Source organism: Pseudomonas sp. FW305-96, assembly GCF_058783825.1.
The window spans coordinates 78,686-101,068 of record NZ_JBYSYW010000005.1; the positions used below are offsets into that span (position 1 = coordinate 78,686).

At 63.3% G+C, this 22,383-nt stretch carries 20 protein-coding genes; 10 read left to right on the top strand and 10 right to left on the bottom strand.

From position 1 onward, the window contains the following. The first annotated feature begins 87 nt into the window (after window positions 1–87). The 6 genes from AC3WL2_RS05515 (at window position 88) to AC3WL2_RS05540 (ending at window position 4,724) form a co-directional block, all read left to right on the top strand. Window positions 88–456: a glyoxalase superfamily protein gene (locus AC3WL2_RS05515; RefSeq protein ID WP_046855821.1), complete on the top strand. Its 369-nt coding sequence runs from the start codon at window positions 88–90 to the stop codon at window positions 454–456. Continuing rightward, window positions 453–806: a hypothetical protein gene (locus AC3WL2_RS05520; protein ID WP_102682360.1), complete on the top strand. Its 354-nt coding sequence runs from the start codon at window positions 453–455 to the stop codon at window positions 804–806. The genes AC3WL2_RS05515 and AC3WL2_RS05520 overlap by 4 nt, the downstream gene beginning before the upstream one ends. Window positions 807–1,114: 308 nt before the next feature. Beyond that, window positions 1,115–1,357, top strand: coding sequence for a hypothetical protein (locus AC3WL2_RS05525; RefSeq protein ID WP_102682316.1), 243 nt, complete (start codon window positions 1,115–1,117; stop codon window positions 1,355–1,357). A gap of 125 nt (window positions 1,358–1,482) precedes the next feature. Further along, window positions 1,483–2,502, top strand: a complete 1,020-nt coding sequence (locus AC3WL2_RS05530; RefSeq protein ID WP_102682317.1) for a branched-chain amino acid aminotransferase — start codon at window positions 1,483–1,485, stop codon at window positions 2,500–2,502. Window positions 2,503–2,674: 172 nt separating this feature from the next. Continuing rightward, window positions 2,675–3,355, top strand: a complete 681-nt coding sequence (locus AC3WL2_RS05535; protein WP_102682318.1) for a response regulator transcription factor — start codon at window positions 2,675–2,677, stop codon at window positions 3,353–3,355. Further along, window positions 3,333–4,724, top strand: a complete 1,392-nt coding sequence (locus AC3WL2_RS05540) for a sensor histidine kinase (protein ID WP_102682319.1) — start codon at window positions 3,333–3,335, stop codon at window positions 4,722–4,724. Before AC3WL2_RS05535 ends, AC3WL2_RS05540 begins: the two co-directional genes overlap by 23 nt. 118 nt (window positions 4,725–4,842) lie before the next feature. Here the strand turns inward: AC3WL2_RS05540 and cysS are convergent, their stop codons facing one another. Both cysS and AC3WL2_RS05550 read right to left on the bottom strand, forming a co-directional pair. After that, entirely contained in the window at window positions 4,843–6,225 is a 1,383-nt protein-coding gene (gene cysS / locus AC3WL2_RS05545) for a cysteine--tRNA ligase (protein ID WP_038705999.1), read from the bottom strand. Window positions 6,226–6,234: 9 nt separating this feature from the next. Beyond that, a complete protein-coding gene (locus AC3WL2_RS05550) occupies window positions 6,235–7,938 on the bottom strand; it encodes a glutamine--tRNA ligase/YqeY domain fusion protein (RefSeq protein WP_102682320.1) in 1,704 nt (567 codons plus the stop codon). A 248-nt stretch (window positions 7,939–8,186) separates the two neighbouring features. Here AC3WL2_RS05550 and AC3WL2_RS05555 point away from each other — a divergent pair, with 248 nt between their 5' ends. Together AC3WL2_RS05555 and lpxH are read left to right on the top strand one after the other, a co-directional pair. Continuing rightward, on the top strand, window positions 8,187–8,687 hold the full coding sequence (locus AC3WL2_RS05555) for a peptidylprolyl isomerase (protein WP_102682321.1): 501 nt from the start codon (window positions 8,187–8,189) through the stop codon (window positions 8,685–8,687). Then, window positions 8,684–9,406, top strand: coding sequence for a UDP-2,3-diacylglucosamine diphosphatase (gene lpxH, locus AC3WL2_RS05560; RefSeq protein ID WP_102682322.1), 723 nt, complete (start codon window positions 8,684–8,686; stop codon window positions 9,404–9,406). The genes AC3WL2_RS05555 and lpxH overlap by 4 nt, the downstream gene beginning before the upstream one ends. Window positions 9,407–9,443: 37 nt before the next feature. Here lpxH and pvdQ read toward each other — a convergent pair whose 3' ends face one another. Then, window positions 9,444–11,750, bottom strand: a complete 2,307-nt coding sequence (gene pvdQ / locus AC3WL2_RS05565) for a bifunctional acylase PvdQ (protein WP_256582538.1) — start codon at window positions 11,748–11,750, stop codon at window positions 9,444–9,446. 200 nt (window positions 11,751–11,950) lie between these two features. Between pvdQ and AC3WL2_RS05570 the strand changes: the two genes are divergently transcribed. Beyond that, window positions 11,951–12,313, top strand: coding sequence for a fe2+ zn2+ uptake regulation protein (locus tag AC3WL2_RS05570; protein ID WP_102682323.1), 363 nt, complete (start codon window positions 11,951–11,953; stop codon window positions 12,311–12,313). Between the two features lie 36 nt (window positions 12,314–12,349). Here AC3WL2_RS05570 and AC3WL2_RS05575 read toward each other — a convergent pair whose 3' ends face one another. Then, on the bottom strand, window positions 12,350–12,538 hold the full coding sequence (locus AC3WL2_RS05575; RefSeq protein WP_023632313.1) for a hypothetical protein: 189 nt from the start codon (window positions 12,536–12,538) through the stop codon (window positions 12,350–12,352). Between the two features lie 444 nt (window positions 12,539–12,982). On the opposite strand from AC3WL2_RS05575, the gene AC3WL2_RS05580 reads away from it, so the two are divergent. Further along, a complete protein-coding gene (locus AC3WL2_RS05580) occupies window positions 12,983–13,351 on the top strand; it encodes a Mor transcription activator family protein (RefSeq protein ID WP_102682324.1) in 369 nt (122 codons plus the stop codon). Between the two features lie 16 nt (window positions 13,352–13,367). Here the strand turns inward: AC3WL2_RS05580 and AC3WL2_RS05585 are convergent, their stop codons facing one another. From AC3WL2_RS05585 to AC3WL2_RS05610, 6 genes are all read right to left on the bottom strand, one after another. After that, window positions 13,368–14,579, bottom strand: a complete 1,212-nt coding sequence (locus tag AC3WL2_RS05585; RefSeq protein ID WP_256582540.1) for a PucR family transcriptional regulator — start codon at window positions 14,577–14,579, stop codon at window positions 13,368–13,370. A gap of 186 nt (window positions 14,580–14,765) precedes the next feature. Next, window positions 14,766–15,728 (bottom strand): WD40/YVTN/BNR-like repeat-containing protein, encoded by a 963-nt coding sequence (locus AC3WL2_RS05590; RefSeq protein WP_102682326.1) that lies wholly within the window; start codon window positions 15,726–15,728, stop codon window positions 14,766–14,768. Window positions 15,729–15,738: 10 nt separating this feature from the next. Further along, on the bottom strand, window positions 15,739–18,153 hold the full coding sequence (locus AC3WL2_RS05595; protein WP_102682327.1) for an efflux RND transporter permease subunit: 2,415 nt from the start codon (window positions 18,151–18,153) through the stop codon (window positions 15,739–15,741). Window positions 18,154–18,161: 8 nt separating this feature from the next. After that, on the bottom strand, window positions 18,162–19,808 hold the full coding sequence (locus AC3WL2_RS05600) for a DUF1302 domain-containing protein (RefSeq protein WP_306461300.1): 1,647 nt from the start codon (window positions 19,806–19,808) through the stop codon (window positions 18,162–18,164). A 26-nt stretch (window positions 19,809–19,834) separates the two neighbouring features. After that, a complete protein-coding gene (locus tag AC3WL2_RS05605) occupies window positions 19,835–21,256 on the bottom strand; it encodes a DUF1329 domain-containing protein (protein WP_102682328.1) in 1,422 nt (473 codons plus the stop codon). Window positions 21,257–21,731: 475 nt separating this feature from the next. Continuing rightward, window positions 21,732–22,379 (bottom strand): hypothetical protein, encoded by a 648-nt coding sequence (locus tag AC3WL2_RS05610; RefSeq protein WP_102682329.1) that lies wholly within the window; start codon window positions 22,377–22,379, stop codon window positions 21,732–21,734. Window positions 22,380–22,383 lie beyond the last annotated feature (4 nt).

Sequence of the window (22,383 nt, forward strand, 5' to 3'; positions counted from 1 at the left end):
GCCCGGACGCGCAATTCAAGTGCCTGCCGGCGTGGCGAAGTAGGCTAAAGTGACCACCCTGCCCTTTTTCGAGCCAAGGATGCCCCCATGCAATTCGCCCCCGCCATTCCGATTCTGCGGATCTTCTCGGTCGACAAGGCCCGGGAGTTCTACCTTGATTTCCTGGGTTTCCAGCTCGATTGGGAACACCGCTTCGCCCCGGACCTGCCGCTGTACATGCAGATCCACCGCGACGGGTTGATCCTGCACCTGTCCGAGCACCACGGCGACGCCACGCCGGGCTCGGCGGTGTTCGCCCGGGTCGAGGACCTCAAGGCGCTGGAGCGCGAACTGCTGGCCAAGCGCTACGGCTACGCCCGCCCGCAGGCCGAGGCGGTCGACTGGGGCCTGGAAATGCAGGTTGCCGACCCGTTCGGCAACCGCCTGCGCTTCTGCCAGCAGATCGACAACGTCTGATGGCCAGCGGCAAGCGTGCCCTGGCGCGCCTGGAGCGGGAGATGATCGCCTGCCTGACCGAAGCCTGCGCCACTGCTCAGGGCGAGATCGTCGGTTTCGCCTGGCTCACCCACCAGGTGGACCTCAACGACTTCCCCGCCAGCCTGCGCATCACCTGGGTGTTCACCGACGACACCGACAAGGCCCGCGCGCTGGCCGGCGCGGACAAGGCGCGGATGATCGCGCTGACTGGCCAGGCGCTGAGCGACGCAGGGATCGAGCTGGACCATGTGGCCTGGCATGTGCGCTTCGACAGCGAGGAAGCCTGCTGGCGCGATCATGGCGGGGACTGGAACCGGCGCTTGCGCTGAGGCCGACCCTCGCCCGGGTCAAAATCACAGAAAAATCCCACAGCCAATTCGGAAGCACAGAGCTTCGTTCAACTGCAAAAACCTTTCACTGTCAGGCCCTGGGAAACACGCCCCAGCAACGAAAGGGAAGTCACAGTGCAATTCGAGAAAACTTATCAAGTCATCGCCAACCGCGGCATCGTGCTTGATGTTTGCAGCTGGTTGTCGACTTATCACACCGGCGACAGGATGGTGTGCGCTGAGGCAACCCTCTGCGGAGATATCTGGCCGCAGCGCTCCAGCCATTCCCTGATTATCCAGGCACACACATGAACGCCTTCATCGCGGTGGCCATGCTCGGACTTGCAGCAGCCATTCTCTACCACACGCTTCGTTCTGCGTCAGTACGCAAATGGACCGGGCTGGCCCTGCTGGCCAGTGGCGCACTGTTTTGGAGCTGGCAGCCTCAACGCCTGTACCTGGGCGTGGAGTGGTTCATGTGGGTAACATTTCTGCTCTGCACAGGCTCAGGCCTGTTCGTTCATCGTAATCGTCATCACGACAGCGACTGACCCGAACGTACACGCCCGGCGGATTGTGTGACTGGCCGTTCCCGATCCGCGCCGGATGTATTAAGGTGGCGGGGTGCGCATATAAAAGCAGCCCGCCGTGTTCGGGCAAGAGCAATGAGGGTGTCATGAGTAACGAAAGCATTAACTGGGACAAGCTGGGTTTCGACTACATCAAGACCGACAAACGTTACCTGTCCGTATGGCGTAACGGCGAGTGGGACAAGGGCACCCTGACCGAAGACAACGTGCTGCACATCAGTGAAGGCTCCACCGCCCTGCACTATGGCCAGCAGTGCTTCGAAGGCCTGAAGGCCTACCGCTGCAAGGATGGCTCGATCAACCTGTTCCGCCCGGACCAGAATGCCGCGCGCATGCAGCGCAGCTGCGACCGCCTGCTGATGCCACGGGTATCGACCGAACGGTTCATCGAAGCCTGCAAGCAGGTGGTCAAGGCCAACGAAAAATTCGTTCCACCGCACGGCAAAGGCGCCCTGTACCTGCGTCCGTTCGTGATCGGCATCGGTGACAACATCGGCGTGCGCACCGCCCCCGAGTTCATCTTCTCGGTCTTCGCCATCCCGGTCGGTTCGTACTTCAAGGGCGGCATGACCCCGCACAAATTCCTCATCTCCGACTTCGACCGTGCCGCACCGCAAGGCACCGGCGCGGCCAAGGTCGGCGGCAACTATGCGGCCAGCCTGCAGCCAGGCTATGAAGCCAAGAAAGCCGGCTTCGCCGACTGCATCTACCTCGACCCGCTGACCCACAAGAAAATCGAGGAAGTCGGTTCGGCCAACTTCTTCGGCATCACCGCCAACAACGAATTCGTCACGCCGAAGTCGGTCTCGGTGCTGCCGGGCATCACCCGCCTGTCACTGATGGAACTGGCCGAATCGCGCCTGGGCCTGAAGGTCATCGAGGGCGACGTGGAAATCGACAAACTCGACCGTTTCGTCGAAGCCGGTGCCTGCGGTACCGCCGCGGTGATCACGCCGATTGGTGGCATCCAGTACAACGGCAAGCTGCACGTATTCCACAGCGAAACCGAAGTCGGCCCTGTGACGCAGAAGCTGTACGCCGAGCTGACCGGTATCCAGAGCGGTGACGTCGAGGCGCCAGCGGGCTGGATCGTCAAGGTCGTTTAAGCCTGTGCCGTCATGAGAAAGGGGCGTGCCAGCAATGGCACGCCCCTTTTCCTTTACTGCTGCGCCATCGCCCGGTCAGCCACGGCAGTATTGCGTAGATGAATTTTTCTTAAATCGCCGGTTGTCTATTCTTTGGCACAATCAGGTCTCCACTCGCCGCCCAGGAACCAGCATGCCACGCGTACTGACCATCGAAGACGACGCTGTCACCGCCCAGGAAATCGTCGCCGAACTGTCCAGCCACGGTCTGGAAGTCGACTGGGCCGACAATGGCCGTGAAGGCCTGTCCAAGGCCATCGCCGGCGGCTACGACCTGATCACCCTGGACCGCATGCTGCCCGAGGTCGACGGCCTGACCATCGTCACCACCCTGCGCAACCTGAAGATCGCCACGCCGATCCTGATGATCAGTGCGCTGTCGGACGTCGACGAGCGTGTGCGCGGCCTGCGCGCCGGCGGTGACGACTACCTGACCAAGCCGTTCGCCTCCGACGAGATGGCCGCCCGGGTCGAGGTGCTGCTGCGCCGCAACAGCGTGCCGATGACCCAGACCCGCCTGCAGGTCGCCGACCTCGAGCTGGACCTGATTAGCCACGAAGCCCGCCGCGGCGAACAGGCGCTGAACCTGCTGCCCACCGAGTACAAGCTGCTCGAGTACCTGATGCGCCACTCCGGCCAGGTGATCACCCGGATGATGATCTTCGAGGAGGTCTGGGGCTACCACTTCGACCCTGGCACCAACCTGATCGACGTGCACATCGGCCGCCTGCGCAAAAAAATCGACTCGCCCGGCCAGAACCCGCTGATTCGCACCGTGCGGGGCTCCGGCTATGCCATTGCCGAACCCGTCTAAGGGCTGGAGCTCCTCCACCAGCCGTCTGCTGGCGCTGTACAGTTTCCTGTTCGTGGCCTGGAGCAGCATCCTCATGGGGGTGCTGTACTTCGAGGTCACCAGCTACCTGAACAAGCTCACCCGCCACTCGATGCTGCAACGCCAGCACCTGTTCGCCCACATGAGCGGCAAGCAGCTGGACGACGCGCTGGTGGCAAGCCAGGCCTTCGAGGAACGCAGCTTCGACGCCTACGGCCTGTTCGACGCCCAGCTCAACCCGATCGGCGGGCGCATCCGCACCCTACCCCCGGAGCTGGGCCTGGACGGCAAGGTCCATGAGCTCAAGCGATGCCTGGACGCCGACGACCCCCACCTGCCCCGCGACAGCTGCGATGCCGTGGCGATCAAGGTGCAGGACGGTCGCTGGCTGGTGCTGGTGCGCGACAACGGCTCGCTGTTCGTGGTGACAAGAATCATCCTCGATGCCCTGCTCTGGGGTATCTCGCTGACCTTGATCCCTGGCTTTGCCGGCTGGTACCTGCTGCGGCGCCGGCCGCTCAAGCGCATCCGCGCAATCCAGGCCCAGGCCGAGCTGATCGTCGCCGGCGACCTCACCCACCGCCTGCCCCTGTCGGCCCGGCGCGACGAATTGGACATGCTTGCCGCCATCGTCAACGCCATGCTCGACCGCATCGAGCGGCTGATGCACGAGGTCAAGGGCGTCTGTGACAACATCGCCCACGACCTGCGCACGCCACTGACACGCCTGCGCGCCCAGCTCTACCGCATCCGCCAGCAAAGCAGCAGCGACTCCGCTGAAGGCGCGGCGCTGGACCAGGCGATTGGCGAGACCGACACGCTGATGGCACGCTTTCGCGGCCTGCTGCGCATCAGCGAACTGGAAGACCGCCAGCGCCGCGCCGGCTTCGTCCGGCTCGACCCGCAGGGGCTGCTGGTGGAGCTTCATGACTTCTACCTGCCGCTGGCCGAGGATGGCGGTATTCGCCTGCACCTGGAGCAGCCTGCGCAGTTGGCGGCGCTGCATGGCGACCGGGAGTTGCTGTTCGAAGCCCTGGCCAACCTGGTGGGCAATGCCATCAAGTTCACCCCCGAAGGCGGACAGGTGCGTATCGTCGCCAGCGAGGACGAGGCCGGCGTGCATATTGCAGTCGAGGACAGTGGGCCGGGGATCCCGGCGGATGAGCGCGAGGCGGTGTTGAAGCGCTTCTACCGCAGCGAGGAAGGCCATCGCCACGCGGGGTTCGGGCTGGGGCTGTCGATCGTCGCGGCGATTGTCGACCTGCATGGGTTCGGGCTGGAGGTGGCCAGCAGTGCACTGGGTGGGGCAAAACTGGTGCTGCATTGCCCGTTGGCGGGGCCGGCAAAGTAGCAGCCTGAAAAGCATCGCGGGGCAAGCCCGCTCCCACGTTGACACCCAATTGCAGGTGCGTCGACGTGGGAGCGGGTTTGCCCCGCGATTGGGCCGCACAGCGGCCCCGGTTGCAGTATCAGTCCGCCAGGCGCCAGGTGGTGGTGCCCTTGCTGTCTTCCAGCACCACGCCCATGGCGGCCAGTTGGTCGCGGATGCGGTCGGATTCGGCCCAGTTCTTGTCACTACGCGCCTGCAGACGCGCCTGGATCAGCGCCTCCACTTCGGCGGCATCGACCTTGCCCTCTGCACCGGCGCGCAGGAAGTCATCGGCTTCCAGTTGCAATACACCCAGCACATCCCCCAGCTCGCGCAGACGACCGGCCAGGCCGGCGGCGGCCTCGGGGTCGCTGTCACGCAGGCGGTTGATCTCGCGCACCAGGTCGAACAGCACCGCGCAGGCCTCAGGCGTGCCGAAGTCGTCGTTCATCGCCACGGTGAAACGCTCGACGAACGCCTCGCCACCCTGGGCAGCCACGCGCGGCAGGCCACGCAGCGCATGGTAGAAACGCTCGAGCGCGCCCTTGGCGTCACGCAGGCTGTCTTCGGAGTAGTTGATCGCGCTGCGATAGTGGCTGGCCACCAGCAGGTAACGCACCACTTCCGGGTGGTACTTGTCGAGCACGTCGCGGATGGTGAAGAAGTTGTTCAAGGACTTGGACATCTTCTCGCCATTGATGCGGATCATGCCGCAGTGCATCCAGGCGTTGGCGTATTGCTTGCCGGTGGCCGCCTCGCTCTGGGCGATCTCGTTCTCGTGGTGCGGGAACTCCAGGTCGCTGCCGCCACCGTGGATGTCGAAGCTCTCGCCCAGGCAGCAGGTGGACATCACCGAGCACTCGATGTGCCAGCCCGGACGGCCCGGGCCCCACGGTGAATCCCAGTACGGTTCGCCGGGCTTGACGCCCTTCCACAGCACGAAGTCCAGCGGGTCCTGCTTGGCCTCGTCGACTTCGATGCGCGCGCCGATGCGCAGGTCTTCGATCTTCTTGCGTGACAGCTTGCCGTAGCCGACGAACTTGCCGACCCGGTAGTACACGTCGCCATTGCCCGGCGCGTAGGCGTAACCCTTGTCGATCAGGGTCTGGATCATCGCGTGCATGCCGGGGATATGGTCGGTGGCACGCGGCTCCAGGTCCGGCTTGAGGATGCTCAGGCGGCGCTCGTCCTCGTGCATCGCGTCGATCATTCGGGCGGTCAGCGCGTCGAACGACTCACCGTTCTCGTTGGCCCGGTTGATGATCTTGTCGTCGATGTCGGTGATGTTGCGCACATAGGTCAGTTCATAGCCGCTCTTGCGCAGCCAGCGGGTGACCAGGTCGAAGGCCACCATGCTGCGGCCGTGGCCCAGGTGGCAATAGTCGTACACGGTCATGCCGCACACGTACATGCGCACCTTGTTGCCGTCCAGCGGCTTGAAAACTTCCTTGGTCTTGCTCAGCGTGTTGTAGATGGTAAGCACGAAGGTTCCTCAGCTGCCCCACGAGTCGCGCAGGGTCACGGTGCGGTTGAACACCGGGCGACCCGGCTGGGAGTCTTTCAGATCGGCGCAGAAGTAGCCTTCGCGCTCGAACTGGAAGCGGTCTTCTGGCTGGGCCTGGCCCAGGGAAGGTTCCGCGCGACAACCGCTGAGCACCTGCAGCGAATCGGGATTGATGTTGTCGAGGAACGTGCCGCCGTCTTCGGTCTTCTCTGGGTTGGCCGAGCGGAACAGACGGTCGTACAGACGCACTTCGCACTCGATGCTGCCTTCAGCCGGCACCCAGTGGATCACGCCCTTGACCTTGCGGCCTTCGGGGTTCTTGCCCAGGGTGTCCGGGTCGTACGAGCAGCGCAGCTCGACGATGTTGCCTTCGGCGTCCTTGATCGCCTCGTCGGCGCGGATCACGTAGCTGCCGCGCAGGCGCACTTCACCGGCCGGCTCCAGGCGCTTGTAGCCCTTGGGCGGCTCTTCCATGAAGTCGTCGCGGTCGATGTACAGCTCGCGGGCGAACGGCAGCACGCGCACGCCCATGTCTTCCTTCGGATGGCGCGGCAGTTCGAGCTGCTCGACCTGGCCCTCGGGGTAGTTGGTGATGACCACCTTCAGCGGGCGCAGCACGCACATGGCGCGCGGCGCGGTGCGGTCGAGGTCGTCACGGATGCTGAACTCGAGCATCGCCATGTCGACCACGCCGTCGGAACGGTTGGTGCCGATCATCTCGCAGAAGTTGCGGATCGAGGCCGGGGTGTAGCCACGGCGGCGGTAGCCCGACAGGGTCGACATGCGCGGATCGTCCCAGGCCTCGACGTGGCCTTCGTCGACCAGTTGCTTGAGCTTGCGCTTGGAAGTGATGGTGTAGTTCAGGTTCAGGCGGCTGAACTCGTACTGGCGCGGGTGCGCCGGCACCGGCAGCTTGTCGAGGAACCAGTCGTACAGCGGACGGTGGCTTTCGAACTCCAGGGTGCAGATCGAGTGGGTGATGCCTTCGATGGCGTCCGACTGACCATGGGTGAAGTCGTAGTTGGGGTAGATGCACCACTTGTCACCGGTCTGGTGGTGGTGGGCATGGCGGATGCGGTACAGGATCGGGTCGCGCAGGTTCATGTTCGGCGAGGCCATGTCGATCTTGGCGCGCAGCACGCGCTCGCCGTCCTTGAACTCGCCGGCCTTCATGCGGGCGAACAGGTCCAGGTTGTCCTCGACGCTGCGCTCGCGGAACGGGCTGTTCTTGCCTGGCTCGGTCAGGCTGCCGCGGTATTCCTTGGCCTGCTCGGGGGTCAGGTCGCAGACGTAGGCGTTGCCCGACTTGATCAGCTCCACGGCCCAGGCGTGCAACTGGTCGAAGTAGTCGGATGCATAGCGCACCGGGCCTGCCCATTCGAAGCCCAGCCACTTGACGTCACGCTGGATGGAGTCGATGTACTCCTGGTCTTCCTTGGCCGGGTTGGTGTCGTCGAAACGCAGGTGGCAGGCGCCGCCGAATTCCTTGGCCAGGCCGAAGTTGACGCAGATCGACTTGGCGTGGCCGATGTGCAGGTAGCCGTTGGGCTCCGGCGGGAAACGGGTGACGATGCTCTGGTGCTTGCCCGCGTCCAGGTCGGCCTGGACGATCGGCCGCAGGAAGTTCACAGGGACGGCGGGGGCGCCTTTGGCAGCGGCGTTTGGCGCGTTGTCGGCAGTGGGCTTGCTCATAGTGTCCTTGAATGCAGGTAGCCGGCCGGGTAGGCCGATTGAATCAAAGGGCCTATCATAGCCGAAGCAGTCAAGCTGCTGACAGCCGGAGCACCGACAAAGTGGCGTGTTTTGTCGCCGCAGCGGTCTACAATCCGGCACAATGGCGCCCCAGTGGCGTGTGCCGCGGCTGCCTGATCCTGCGTCAGGTTGTCCGAGCGCAGCGCGCACCCTATTTCCCGAATGCCTTGAAAGAGCGAATTTTCAGCATGTCCAAAGTCAAACTGAGCACCAACCACGGCGATATCGTCCTGCAACTGAACGCCGAGAAAGCCCCGCTGACCACCGAGAACTTCGTTCAGTACGTCAAGGACGGCCACTACGATGGCACAGTGTTCCACCGCGTGATCAAGGGCTTCATGATCCAGGGCGGCGGTTTCGAGGCTGGCATGAGCCAGAAGAAAACCCGCGCCAGCATCCAGAACGAAGCCGACAACGGCCTGAAGAACACCAAGTACAGCATTGCCATGGCTCGTACCATGGAGCCGCACTCGGCCTCCGCGCAGTTCTTCATCAACGCCTCCGACAACGACTTCCTCAACCACAGCGGCAAGAACGTCCAGGGCTGGGGCTACGCGGTGTTCGGTGAAGTGATCGAAGGCAAGGAAATCGTCGACGCCATCGAAAAGGTCGCCACTGGTTCCAAGGCCGGCCACCAGGACGTGCCGAAGGACGACGTGATCATCGAGAAAGCCGAGATCATTGAGTGATACTGCTGATCTCCGATCTGCACCTGCAAGAAGAACGCCCGGACATTACCCGGGCGTTTCTTGATCTGCTCGACGGCCGCGCCCGCCACGCCAAGGCGCTGTACATCCTCGGCGATTTCTTCGAGGCTTGGATCGGCGACGATGCGATGACGCCCTTCCAGCAGTCGATCTGCCAGGCCCTGCGCCGGCTGAGCGACAGCGGCACGGCGATCTACCTGATGCACGGCAACCGCGACTTCCTTATCGGCCAGGCGTTCTGCGACGCCGCGGGCTGCACCCTGCTGGCCGACCCCAGCGTGGTCGAGCTCGGTGGCGAGGCGGTATTGCTGATGCACGGCGACACCCTGTGCACCCGTGACGTGGCCTACATGAAGCTGCGCCGCTACCTGCGCAACCCGCTTACCCTGTGGATCCTGCGGCACCTGCCGCTGGGCACGCGGCACAAGCTGGCACGCAAGCTGCGCAGCGAAAGCCGCTCGCAGACACGGATGAAGAGCACCGAGATCGTCGATGTCACCCCCGAGGAAGTGCCCAAGGTGATGGCCGCCCACGGCGTGCGCACCCTGGTCCACGGCCACACCCATCGGCCGGCGCTGCACAAGCTGGTGGTCGATGGTCAGCCGGCACGGCGTATCGTGCTGGGCGACTGGGACCGGCGTGGCTGGGCGTTGCAGGTGGATGAACAGGGTTTCCAGCTGGCCCCGTTCGACTTCTCCTGAAACATCGCGGGTCTCCCCCGCGATGTCTTCACCGGCACTATTGGGCGCTGACCACCCGCCCCTTGTCCCGCTCGCTGATCACATATTGCCGATACTGCGGATCAGCCTTGATCTGCGCTTCGCTGAACGGAATCGGCGCCAGTTGCTTGGCCGCGAAGGCTCGTGTCTGGTCGGCGGCATGCGCCGACGCCCGCTCGCTCGACAGCGAGAACGCCAGCAACCCTTGGGCCTGCGGCCCCTGCTCGGTGAAGCTGACCACCTGCAGATAGCTCGAACCACTGACCACCAGGCGCTTGCCCGGCCCCACTGGCACACTGACCATCGCGTTGTAGACGCCCAACGCCTGCGGCCCGCCGGGCACCGGCGTGCCATCGGCGGCCTGCTGGATCTGCCCCCAACGCTGTTCGGCGGCGATACCGGCCTCCTTCACCTGCGCCAGCGAGTCCAGCGCTGCCTCGCGCAGCAGTTTGCGCACCGCGGCCTGCTCCACCGCCAGGCCACGAGGCGTGTGCAACGGGTCGGCCGGATCGAACGGCACGCGCCAGCTTTGCGGATGCTCGGCCAACGCGCCTGCGATGTTGATGAAATGAACCAGGCCGATGCCGCTATCCTGATCGGCCTTGCCGGTCCACGCCTGCAGGCTGGCACACACCGACTGTATGTCCGCCTCCACGCCCTTGCACCATTGCAACAAGTCCGGCATCAGCAAGCTCGCCTGGTACACCTCGTCATCGAACACCATGCGCTGCAGCTCGGCGACACCCAGCTTGGCGTTACCTTGCAGGCGCTGCAGGGCAAAGCGGCTGCGCAGGCCCAAGGGCTGGTCGGCACGGCTGACCAGCGGTGAGTAGCCGGTCAACGGCTGGGCCGGGTTGGCCATCCACGCCGAATCGTTGGCGTGCTGTACATAATCGCGCCGCTCCAGGCTCGGCAGCAGGTTGGCCGGGAAGATCCCTGGCTGGGCCGCCTGCGCATCCACCTTCCATTGGCAGGCGCTGCGCGAACCGTCAAGCACCACCAGCGGGCCCGACGCGCCCGGGTTGCTGCACTGCTCCAGCATCCCCTGGTCGACATAGGGCACCACCGACTGATTGAGGTACAAGGCCTGGCCAGCAGCGTCCACTGCCAAGGTGTTGACCCAGGGGATGCCCTGCAGCTCGCCCACCGACGCCTTCAGCGCCTGCAGGCTGTCGGCACGGTTGATCCGGTACCACTGCTGCAATACCCGGGTGTTGTCGAGGTTGGCGTCGCGCAGGCTGTAGGCGGCGTGATTGTCCCAATCCAGACGGCCGGGCCATTGCACCACAGGGCCAAACTTCGACAGGTGAATCGTGCGTTCGACCTGGCTGAGCGTACCGTCTTCACCCTTCACCGTGACCGTCAGCAGCTTGCGCTCCAGCGGCAGCGACTGGCCGTCATACAGGTAGCGGGTGGCGTCCTTGGGGTCCAGTTGCAGGCGGTAGAGGGTGAAGTGCTTGGAGGTGTCGACCGTGTGGGTCCAGGCCAGGTGCCGGTTGAAACCGATATTGACCACCGGCAGGCCCGGCAAGGCCGCGCCCATCACATCCAGTTGCCCGGGGATGGTCAACTGCATCTGGTAGAAACGCAGCCCACCGACCCACGGGAAGTGCGGGTTGGCCAGCAGCAACCCACGGCCATTGGCCGAACGTTCGGCGCCCACGGCCACGGCATTGCTGCCACGCTCGGCGGCGAACTGCGCCTGTCGCGCCAAGGCCACGCTGTAGTCGACCGCCGGGCGCTGCGCCGCCAGCTTGGGTGGCGTCGCGGCGACCACGGCCTCGACGAATTGCCCCACACCGCCCTCGGCCAGCAAGCGCCGGGTCAGCTTGACCAGATCGCGACTGGTGATCGGTCGTAGCCACTCCCCTGCCCCGCACTCGGCCGGCAGCCCCTCGGCCCGTCGTTCACCCAGGGCACGGTTGTAGCCGTTGGCATAACCATCAAGCAGGTCGCGCACCGCCACCGGCTGCGCCTTGAGGAAACTGTCTACCGCCGCAGGCTCGTTGAGCCAGGTAAAGAACAGGTCGCTGGAGAGATTGTCACGCTGCTCGAGCGTCTTGCCGTCGGCACCGAAATAGCGGGAGCGCTCGCCATTGACGGTCAGTACTTCGCCAGCCAGCAGGCACAGGTTGTCCTGGGCATAGGCGTAGCCGATGCCGTAGCCCAGGCCGCGCTCGTCCTTGGCCAGGATGTGCGGCACGCCGAAACTGGTGCGCCGGATCTGCGCGGAGGCCTCGCCATCGACCTCGCGCGCCTGCAGGGTCAGGCTGGAAGCGACCAGGGCGGCGGCAAGGCCCAGGCGAAACAGGGGAAGAGGGATCACAGGCACTCCTCGTGCTTATCGGGGTCATCCCGAACAGACGAATGGCCAGATGAAAATTTTACGTTCGACGCGGTGCTGCAACGTTCTCAACAGAACGTGTCAGATTTTTTTCACCGGGGGTTGCAGTTTTGTCGAGCTCAAACGTCTTTAGATGTGAGGCACCCATGATTTCGGGACAGTCCACGAAAAGGAGCATTCACATGTACAACCCGCAACAATCGCTAGCGGCGCAGCCTGCACCCAGCCAGGCCGCCGCCTCCCAGGAGGAACGCGTGGGCAACGAACAGATCCGCGAGCTGCTGCGCGCCTACGGCCTGCGCACCAGCCTGATCCGCCTGAAGGTCATCGACGCCCTGCACACCGCCGGCCGCAATGGCCGCAGCATTGGTGTGCGTGGCGTGCATGCGCAACTCGAGCAGCTGGATATCCCGCTGTCCTTCCTGAGCGTGCGCGAGGTGCTCAAGCGCCTGTGCAGCGAAGGCGTGATCAACCTGGGCAGCGACAAATGCTACAGCCTGAACCCTCAGGCCCGGGCCGTGCTCGAGCAACCCGCCTCGCGCTGAGCGCATGGCCGGCAAGGATATGCCGGCCCGCCTGCTTCAGGGTTTCACCTTGCGCCGCAGGATCCCGTTGATCACCACCACGACCACCGCAATGGCGATGGCGACGTACTGGAATGTCTGCTCGCTGATAGTGCCCTGCTTCTGCAGGTAACTTAGGCCAAGCATGATCCCCAGGACCACCAGGATGATCAGGATCGAATATTTCAGGCGCTGCACGTGTGTCATCGGAGGTTCCTTGCGACATCGGGGACATGAGGCTCCAACGGAGCCAACGCCATGATACCTCGGCCGCTTTTCCCTCGCTGCAGTTCCTGCCGGCTCCCAACGCAGCCATCCCCTCTTTCCTGCCCCTGCCCCACGGTAGCGTCGAGATGCGCCCGTAAGTGCATGTCTAGGTAAGCTACCCACTAAGCCATCATGGAACCCTTTCTCTAGATGGTTTGGGGCCTGTAGCGCAAGGGTGAAGGCATTTCCTACTTCAAGGAGCCCAGTTGCCCGCAAACAACAGACAAGGACGACTACAAACCCCGGTCCGCTTCGCGCCTAGCGACCCTTTCCGTCGCTGTTCGAAAATCTGGCCACGCCACGCGGACCTCCCCGTGGCAACCCACGCCGCAGCCCATCGGGACCTCGGCGCCGGCCAAACCCAATGACGGAAGGAACCATTTCGTGGAAATGCCAGACCTGAGCAACATCGACCTCACCCAACTGCCTCAGTCACTGCAGGCACTGATCGAATGCATCGGTTTGGACAACGCCTACCGGCTGACCCATGCCTTTGGCGGACGCCCCAAGTACATCCCCAAGCATCGCCAACGCACCAAACTGGCCGATGTGCTGCCGCCCGAGGCGCTCGATGCGCTGATCCAGCGCTTCGCCGGCCTTGCCCTGGAGATCCCCAAGTCCGACCACTTCCAGCGCCAGCTGCGCAACCAGCAAATCCAGCGGGAGAGCGCCAGCGGGCTGTCACGCAGCCTGCTCGCCGACAAGTATGGATTGAGCCTGCGACAGATCGGCAACATTCGTAGACAGGCGTAGCAACGCCGACCTCGAACTACTTTTCGCCTTCCTCGAGCGGTGTGCTCCACAACACCAGCTCGAGCGCCGCGGCAATCTGGATACGGTGGTCGGCAAATGGAATGGGCAGCAGGTCCTGGGCGCGCTCCAGGCGCCGCAGCAAGGTATTGCGATGGGTACCCAGTACTTCGGCGGTCTGGGTGATATTGCAGCCATGGGCCAGGAATGCCCGCAACGAATGCTGCAGCACCATTGGCTCCGAGGCAAGGCGCCCCAAGGTACTCAAGACAAACTGCCTGGCCGCCCGGGCATCCTGTGTCATCAACGACACCATCCTCACCTGATCGATACTGGCCACAGGCGGCGCGCCGGCCAGGCGCCCCATCAGCCGCTGGGTGGTCAAGGCTTCCAGGTGGGAGCGACGGAAACCGTTGAGCCCCGCCGCCGGGGCGCCCAGTGCCGCACGAACGCCTGGGTACTGACGAACCACGTCTTGCAGCGCATTGAGGTCCAGAGACCTTGTCGCAGCACTCCAGCCCCATAAGGTCGCAGGCCCGGCGAACACCACCAGCGGCGTCCCCGCCCCCGTGAGGCTTGCCAACGCGCGCGCCATGTCCTCCAGCGGACGAATGTGCGCTTCGGGCGTCTCGCTCCACACCAGAAAGGCCTGGTGCTTCTGCGCAAGGCTGTAGCCCAGGCGCCTGGCGAACTGCTCGGCATCGACATCGCGGCCGTCGAGCAGGCGACTGACCAGGCTGCGTTTGTCCACGTGATCGTCATGGGCCTGGGCGTGCTTTTCTTCCAGGATGATCCGGGTGATCACACGCATGTTGCTGTCGATGAACTCCGAGATCGAGCGCGAGGACACATCGAGGAATTCCTCGAGCACCACAGGATCTTGGGTCAGGTCGAACGCCATCTTCATCCACAGTTCCCAGGCGGTGTTCTGTGTCGACCTTGCGACGTTCATCAACATTTCGGACTGTCCCCTATGCGCGAGCTCCCTCGCCGTATCCACCATGTCGGCCGACACATAGGGCTCCACCGGCTCTCCCGGACGCTGCATGTTGGCGTTGGCCCAGTGCAGCAGCTCTGCCCTGTTGGCGCGCCTAAACGCAGCCAGGATGACCGGGTCTTCCAGCAACTTCGCATCTTGCGCTGAAGTGAAAAGCGCCTGGTTCAGCCGCTCGACCCACTCCGGCGGCAGGGCCTGAGCACGCTCGGCGCCCTTGCGAATGAGTTCACGCACGGCTTCCGAGGGGCGAGGCCAGGGGGAGAAAGTACCGGTCATAAGGGGTGCCTATCGCGCAGAACTCCGTGGAAAATGCTGTTGCTCGTACCTGCGGGTCGACCCCGTGCTTCTTCTGTTCAGCATGCTCTTGGCAACCGCGCAACAGCCAGTTCATGCACTGCCGTGCAGCGCCATGAGCAACCGTCACTCCTGACGGGGCACGACACCGCGACGTGAAAACAGGATAGGCGCCCCTTCGGCATTGAGCAGCACCGCCGTCAGTGACAAGCCATCAGCTGACTGTTTTTCCTGAAAATGGCGCCCGCCATCGTCGCTCAGCATCATCAGCCCATCCAGCCCGACCACCAGCACCCGCGAACCCGCTACCGCCATGGCGGTGACGGAGCCTTTGCCGTGGGTAGGCAACCTGCGCAAGTCCTTCCCTTCCTTGGCACCCTGCAGCAACGTACCGCGCTGACCGCCGAGCAACAGGCTGCCGTCGTTCAGCACGGCCCCGGACCACAAGGTGCCTGTGTAGCCGGTATCCAGGTAACCCCAGCTTTTGCCATGGTCCCCGGAGTGCAACAGCTGCCCATGCTCGGCGGTGGCGTACAACGTGCCGTGGCTGTCGGCAAACAGCCCCATCAGATTGAGGTCGGCCTTCCTGGCACCCGGTGGCGGCGGCAACGATTGCTCGGTCCAAGTCTTGCCACCGTCCCCGGTGGTCAACAGCAACGACCACAGCCCCACGGCAACGCCCTGTTGGGCGTTGAAGAAATGCACGGCGAACAGCGGCCGATCTTCGTCGCTGGACAAGCGCTGGATCTGCCACGACTCGCCACCGTCGGTGGTGGCCAGGATCGCACCCCAATGGCCAACCGCCCAACCGTGCTCGGCGTCGACGAACGACACACCTGTCAGTTGAGTCGACACCGGCACCGAACGCGCCTGGCGAAAAGCCTTGCCCTGATCGTCCGACAGCAAGACCACGCCATGCTCGCCGACCGCGACCACGCGCTCCCCGGCCCACACGGCATCCAGCATGGTCGCTTGCGTGGCATTGCTTGCCTGCACGGCAGGCACTGCCTGCAAGGGCTCGGCCCGGGCAGACAGCAACGGCAATGTCGCGGCGAGTACCGCCGCGATCAATGAACCCCTGAATCGCATGTTTCTCTCCTCAGTGCAGCAGCGCGCCGATCATGCGCACGGGGCGCTTGCGCGGGAATACCCGCTCCAGCCAGACCGCGAACGCCGGCAGTACGGTCATGGCCATGACCATGTTGACGATGAACATGAAGGCCAGCAGCTTGCCCATGTCCGCCTGGAACTTCAGCTCGGAAAACGCCCAGGTGGCGACCCCCACAGCCAGGGTGATCGCGGTGAAGATGGTGGCCACGCCCACTTCGAGCAACGCGTGCTCGACCGCCTTGGTGATCGACTGGCCATGGGCAAGGTGCAGCTGCAGGCGGTTGTAGATGTAGAAGGCGTAATCCACCCCGATACCAACCGCCAGCACCATCACCGGTAAAGTGGCGATGGTCAGGCCGATCTGCAGCTCTTTCATGAACCAGTAGCCAATGAACGTACCGATGGTCAACGGCAGGCAGCACACCAGCACCGCGCGCAGGTCGCGGTAGACCGCGAACACCAGCAACGCGATCGCGGCATAGACATACAGCAGCATGGGCGTCTCGCTCTTCTCCACCTCCTCGTTGATCGCCGCCAGGACACCGGCGTTACCCGAGGCGAGGCGGATCGCCAGGTCCGGTTGCGGATACTGGCTACGGAACGCCTTGACCGCCGCCACCACCCGGTTGATCGTCGTCGCCTTGTGGTCGGCCAGGTATAGGTGCACCGCGGACATGCTGCAGTCGGTGCGCACCAGGCCGGGCGTACGCGCCACCTCGGTGGCCAGCGCCGCGTAGTTCATCGGGTCGATGGGCACCACGGCCATCTTCGGGTTGCCTTCGTTGTAACCCTCGTTGAACTGGCGCAGGTTGCTGGAGAACGACGCCACCGACAGCACCCCGGGCACGCCCTGCATGGCCCAGACGAAACGGTCCTGGTACTGGCCCGCCGCGACATCCTCGCACGCCGTCGGCACGCCATCGCCAGCCTCCCCCGGCCTGGCTTCGAACACCACGCTGAGCCAGTCCAGGCCGATGTCATAGTTGTTGGCGATGGACACAGCGTCGCGGTTGAAGCGCGAGTCCTCGCGCAACTCCGGGGCCCCGGCCTGCAACGAACCGACGACACGGTCATGGCTTTGCCAGATCGCCACCAGAAAGATCACCAGCGCCACGCCCAGTACCCACTGCGCGTTGCGCCACTCGGCCAGCCGCGACAGGCCACGCAACCAGCGGCTACGGCGCTGCCGGGAAACCTCCTGGGCCGCCGCGTACCTGTCGTCGACCCGCAGCATGGACGCCAGCAAGGGCAGCATCAGCAGGTTGGTGATGATCTTGTAGGCGACCCCGAGCGATGCGGTGATCGCCAGTTCCCGCACCATCGGGATCGGGATCAGCAGCAACGTCACGAAAGACACCAGGGCGGTCACCAATGCCAGCGTTCCCGGGATCAGCAAGCCGGAGAAGCTCGAACGTGCCGCCGCTTCGGCACTCTTGCCGATGGCGATCTCGCGAACGATGAAGTTGATCTGCTGCACGCCATGGGAAACCCCGATGGCGAACACCAGGAACGGCACCAGCACCGCCAGCGGGTCGAGCCCATAGCCCAGCAAGCGCAGGCTGCCGAATTGCCAGACCAGCGAGGCCAGCGAACAGACCAGCGCCAGCAGGGTGAAGCGCAGCGAATGGCAATACCAGTACACCGCCGCCGCGGTCAGCAGCAGCGCCAGCAAGCAGAACTCCAGCACCGCCGAAGCGCCGTCGGCGATGTCGCCGATCTGCTTGGCGAAGCCGATGATCTGCACTTCGAAATCGCCATCTTCGAACTGCTGGCGTAGCTCTTTTTCCAGGCGGTGATTGAACGCGACATAGTCCAGGTGCTTCCCGTCGGCCTCGTACTCGTTGAGCTCCGCGGTGATCATCGCGCTGCTCTGGTCACGCGACACCAGGGTGCCGATGAAGCCCCCTTGCGCGGTGGAGTTGGCGATCGAGGCGATGACCTGGTCGTTCAGGTGCTCGGGCGAAACCGTGCCCGGCACCAGCGGATCGGCGCGAAAGCCTTCTTCGGTAATCTCGTTGACGAAGGCATTGGGCGTCCACAACGAACGCACGCTACTGCGCGAGATCCCCGGCAGGAAGCTGATCGCCTGGGTCACGTCATACAGCCGCTTCAGCCCGGGGGCGCTCCAGATATCACCTTTGCGTGCCTTGACCACGATGGTCAGGCGGTTGGCGCCCATCAGGTCGTTGCGGTACGTCTCGAAGGTCTGGATGTATTCATGGCCGACCGGCAACTGTTTTTCGAAGCCGGCGTCCATGCGCAACTGCACCGCGAACCAGGCCATGATCAGGGTAAACACGGCCAGGCCCGCCAGCACCAGCCGACGATGTCCGAACAAGACCCGCTCGACGCGTGGCAACACGCCACGCGCCTGGACCTCTGTCAGTTTTACGGAACCGTTCACAGGAGGCCTCACAAGGTACGGGAGATCGCGATGCCGACATAGTCGCGGTCACGATACAGCTGGTCGTAAGGGGTATCGCCGCCCATGAACTTGGCGTAGTTCAGGGACACCTGCCAACTGGCCGGGTTGCGCACGAAGTTCAGGTAGAAGTTCATGCTGCTCGCGTCCTTGGTGAAGGTGGCCGTGAGGTTCGGTGTGCGCCCGCTCAGCGAGCGTGCGTAGAACACCCCCGGGGTGACCTGCCAGCCCGGCAGCAAGGTGCCGTCGTAGGTCATGCTGAAGTCCAGGTTGATGCCCGACGAGGTCTTGTCGCCACGCGACTTCGGCGCGGTCGCAGGGTCCAGCTGCCAGGCATTGAGGCCGGCGGCGAGCGGCTCGCCGTTGACCTGGTCATGCAGCCCCGGGTACTTGATGACCACAAGTTCCGTGAGCAAGGTACCGGTGCTGGCGCCAGTGAAATCCAGCAGCGTCGGCGAGTTGGACGGCGTGAAGCTGTAAAGGCCGGTCAGGTGCCACTGGAACTTCTTCTCGTCCTTCCAGCATTTGCCGCCATTGCTCGAACACAGGTCGACCACCGGGTTGAGCATCACCGAATCCTTTGGCCGATAGGACAGCTCGGTACCGACGGCCCAGTCGCCGATCGGCATGTTGGCGCTGACGCCATACATCATCCGGTCTTCCTGGTAGCGCCAGGAGGGTGCGGCGGCAAAGGTGTCCGGGTCGAGAATATCCACGCGCAACGACGGCGTCTTGTCGTGGTAGCGCATCACGTAGAAGCCATAGTTGACGTCGCTGTCCTCCGGTTGCCAGCGCAGCGAAAGGCCCCACTGGCCGCTGTCACGGGCTTTGTTCTCGGAGAACCCGTACTCGCCCCTGCCCTCGCCGAGCGCGTTGGTGGTGGACCAGTAGCTGCCCACCGGCGGCAGCTCGCTCTTGTTCCAGCGAAATTGATAGTAGGCCTCGACGTTGACCCCCGAGCCCAGGCCGGAGGCGACACTGAGCATCGGCGCCGGCAGCACGGCCTCCTTGAGCTGCACCCCCGGACGGGCCAGGGCTTGATAGTCGTAGGCGTTGGTATTGTTGATACCCCCGGCCACGAACAGGCTCTCGCCCCAGTTGATCACCTGGTTACCCAGGCGCGCCCGGACCCGCTGCCCGCCCACGTCGAAGCCTTTGCTCACCCACAGATCGAGCAGGCGAGCCTTGAAGGCGAGATCGTCGCGGGCATCTTTGCCAAGGCCGCTGCTACCGATGCTTTCAGGGGTGTTGAACGAGCGCGTGCCAGTGGTATCGGTGGCCGCGAAGTCGCGGATCCAGGTACCGCGCGCCATGAAGGTGACGTCCTCGGGCATCTTCAGCAACAGCTCGTGGGTACCCTTGAGGTAGTTGGTGAACATGTCGCCGCGGTCGTAGTTCAGGTCGCCCTGATCCGCAACGCCCGAGCTCTGCGCCAGGCAGCCGGACGGCACATTGTGTCCGGTGGCCCCCTGGTTGATCAGGTTGCAGCCGCGCGACTCCGTACGTACGCCCATGCCGGCGGTGATGGTGGAGTCGAACGAACCATTGAGGGTTTCGGTTTCGAAGGTGAACCCCATTGCCAGCGGGGTGGTGCACACGATGACAAGGCCTGATGCTTTGCTAATTATTCTTTTCATGCTGGCTCTCGATCTGACGTCGTTCTTTAGCGTTCGCTGATGGCTCGCAGGTTATCGGAGGTGAAGAAATCGCGTTTCAGGCGTGGGCTGCTGCCGTCCTCGGTGAGCCAGCGGATATCGTTCTTGCCAACGCCGACCGACGTCATGTCGAACAGGTAGCGGCCATCGACCAGGTTGTACTGAACCTGGGCCTGAACATCGCAGGTACCGGTCTCGTAGACGGGGATCGAGAAGCCTTCGCGGACCTTCCAGATCTGCCCTTGCTTGTCGTAATCGACGGCCAGCAGCGGGTTCCAGCTGTCCTCGTCGATGTAGAACATGCGTTTCGGCGCCTGGTGGCGCATGCCCTGGCGGACATTGGCTTCGACCACCCAGACCCGATGCAGCTCGTAGCGGCGCGCCTGCGGCGCGATCGAATCGTTGCCGGCGAACGCCTCCACCTTGGCGGCGGTGTCATAGGCACCGAAGGCGTTGTACGGCACCAGCAGTTCCTGCTTGCCAACCAGTTTCCAGTCAAAGCGATCCATGGTGCCGAAGAAGACATTCGCCTCATCCACGGTGTACTGGTTGTCCAGCCCGATCTGCGGCGCGTCGTAGGAGTACGACGGCATGCGCCGTACGCGACGTTGGCCGGGGAAGTAGTAGAAGGTCGTGGCCTGCTCGCCGGCCACGGCCGTCTGCACCGCGGACTGGCCAGCCAGGGCGGCAGGCTCCAGGTAATTGAAGAAGGTGGCGTTTTCCAGACGGCCGACGGAGGAGAACAGGTTGTCGCCTTTCTTGCCCCAGGGGGTGAAGAAGAAGGTGTCGGTGGACTGGCGCAGCCACTCCCCGCCTTTGCGCGGCGAGATGCCCGAAATGCTTTTCGGGATTTCGACGCCCACGCCGCGGTAACGCATCTTCATGTTCCACATCACCTCGGCGCCATTGCTCGGCATAGGGAACGGGGCACCCGGCAAGTGGGCTTCCTCGAGGGCGACCCCGGTGGCGTCGAGCTTGGCGAAGCCCACGTTCTTGCGCGTGTTCTCAGCCACGAAGGCCGGTACATCGCAGGTCCGACGGGTCGGGTAGACCTCCATGCGGTAGCCGGGAATCTTCTTGAACAGTTCCAGCTGGGCGGGAGCAAGCTTGCTCGCATGCTGCGCCACATTGCTCGCATCGATGCTGTACAGGGGCTTGTCGCCCTTGAACTTCCAGTGCTCCCCGCGTACCTGGCCGTAGTTCCAGCCCGTCCCTTGCGGCCCCGGGGCGTTCCAGGCCGGAATATCGCCGTTTGAGCTGGCGGCGACTTCACCCCCCAGCGGCGTCAGCTTTGAGCCCAGCGCCTCGGCCCCCTGGGGCGCGGCCTGCACCGAACAGATCGCGGTCGACGCCGCCAGGGTAACCAGCAGCTGCCTGAAAATACGCCGGGCGGACAGTTCACCTTCCAGCCGTGCAGTGACTTCTTTCATGGGGGGATCCTCAAACAAATGGCTTTGACCGGCTGTTCGATCTTCCGGGTGGGAAAATCGGTGCCTGACGCATCTCGGTCACCCGACATGATCAGATGACCATGTCATATGATCAACACGCAAACCATATGCCAAAACGCTTTACAGGTGGTTTACATCAGATAAATCAGCTAGTTGGAATTGTTTATCGCTTTATAGGTGCCGAACATCTGCACACTGATGGGAAGTAAGGAAACATGTGTTACTAAAAGATGCTTGTTCTTGGTGCGGCGTATAAACACCTCGCCCCTGGCGAGGCTGGCACTACCGAACCGCTCTATACTTTCCGCTTATCCAGCCTCATTCTTGACGCGAATACGTCACCCATAAAAAAACCGCCCCGAGGGGCGGCAAAGAAGCAGGCCTTCGGCCCGCCATGGAGTAAATACCAGATATAACATCCTGAAAAAGGATGAAGCGCGTAGATACTGTTGCGTCAATGCGAGTGCAGCATGCCCTGCGCACAAACTTTTCGGGAGCGCTGAAGTGCACCATAGGCATAGAACAACTGCGCCATCGAATAGGACCAGGTCACGAAGGCACAGGTCATGAATATCATCTTCGTGTCATCCCCAGGGATCGGGAAAAAGTCATACCTTAGTGCAATCGTCAAGCCCGCTGCCGCCCCCAGGAATGTGGCCAACGCGTGCAGAATCTCGCCCGCACGTGCCAGTCGCCACATGAAGTAGAGTAGGTACACCGTGGCGATCGACCACATCAGCACATAGAAATAAGGGAGCCATGGCTTGAACGCCGACGAGAGAAAGTAAATAGCCGCGGCAATGAAAGACAGCAAAAACAATATGAAATCTTTCGCCGGTGTCGGCTTGTAATTATGCGTCACTGCCATCAACCCGAGCGTTACAATAATCGGCACGCCGACACCACGGGAAAACGCGTCGAGAAAAATGGCAATATTGTAGTTGGTCTGCCAGCCGGTGGCGATGAAGGTCGTAAAGTTCGTTGCCGATATACCCACGATCAGAAATTCGACACCAAGCAGATAATTTTTTTGCCTGATGAATGCCGCGCCATAACCTAAACCACATACCACCAGCAGCACGCATGCGACCAGCGCGAACATATCT

What these genes read in the sequence shown, in the direction of transcription:
- AC3WL2_RS05525 (WP_102682316.1), top strand. Translation starts at nt 1,115, where the DNA reads ATGAACGCCTTCATCGCGGTGGCCATGCTCGGACTTGCAGCAGCCATT.
- AC3WL2_RS05540 (WP_102682319.1), top strand. Translation starts at nt 3,333, where the DNA reads ATGCCATTGCCGAACCCGTCTAAGGGCTGGAGCTCCTCCACCAGCCGT.
- AC3WL2_RS05550 (WP_102682320.1), bottom strand. Translation starts at nt 7,938, where the DNA reads ATGAGCAAGCCCACTGCCGACAACGCGCCAAACGCCGCTGCCAAAGGC.
- AC3WL2_RS05590 (WP_102682326.1), bottom strand. Translation starts at nt 15,728, where the DNA reads ATGCGATTCAGGGGTTCATTGATCGCGGCGGTACTCGCCGCGACATTG.
- AC3WL2_RS05610 (WP_102682329.1), bottom strand. Translation starts at nt 22,379, where the DNA reads ATGTTCGCGCTGGTCGCATGCGTGCTGCTGGTGGTATGTGGTTTAGGT.
- AC3WL2_RS05535 (WP_102682318.1), top strand. Translation starts at nt 2,675, where the DNA reads ATGCCACGCGTACTGACCATCGAAGACGACGCTGTCACCGCCCAGGAA.
- AC3WL2_RS05600 (WP_306461300.1), bottom strand. Translation starts at nt 19,808, where the DNA reads ATGAAAAGAATAATTAGCAAAGCATCAGGCCTTGTCATCGTGTGCACC.
- AC3WL2_RS05530 (WP_102682317.1), top strand. Translation starts at nt 1,483, where the DNA reads ATGAGTAACGAAAGCATTAACTGGGACAAGCTGGGTTTCGACTACATC.
- AC3WL2_RS05515 (WP_046855821.1), top strand. Translation starts at nt 88, where the DNA reads ATGCAATTCGCCCCCGCCATTCCGATTCTGCGGATCTTCTCGGTCGAC.
- AC3WL2_RS05555 (WP_102682321.1), top strand. Translation starts at nt 8,187, where the DNA reads ATGTCCAAAGTCAAACTGAGCACCAACCACGGCGATATCGTCCTGCAA.
- AC3WL2_RS05570 (WP_102682323.1), top strand. Translation starts at nt 11,951, where the DNA reads ATGTACAACCCGCAACAATCGCTAGCGGCGCAGCCTGCACCCAGCCAG.
- AC3WL2_RS05605 (WP_102682328.1), bottom strand. Translation starts at nt 21,256, where the DNA reads ATGAAAGAAGTCACTGCACGGCTGGAAGGTGAACTGTCCGCCCGGCGT.
- AC3WL2_RS05575 (WP_023632313.1), bottom strand. Translation starts at nt 12,538, where the DNA reads ATGACACACGTGCAGCGCCTGAAATATTCGATCCTGATCATCCTGGTG.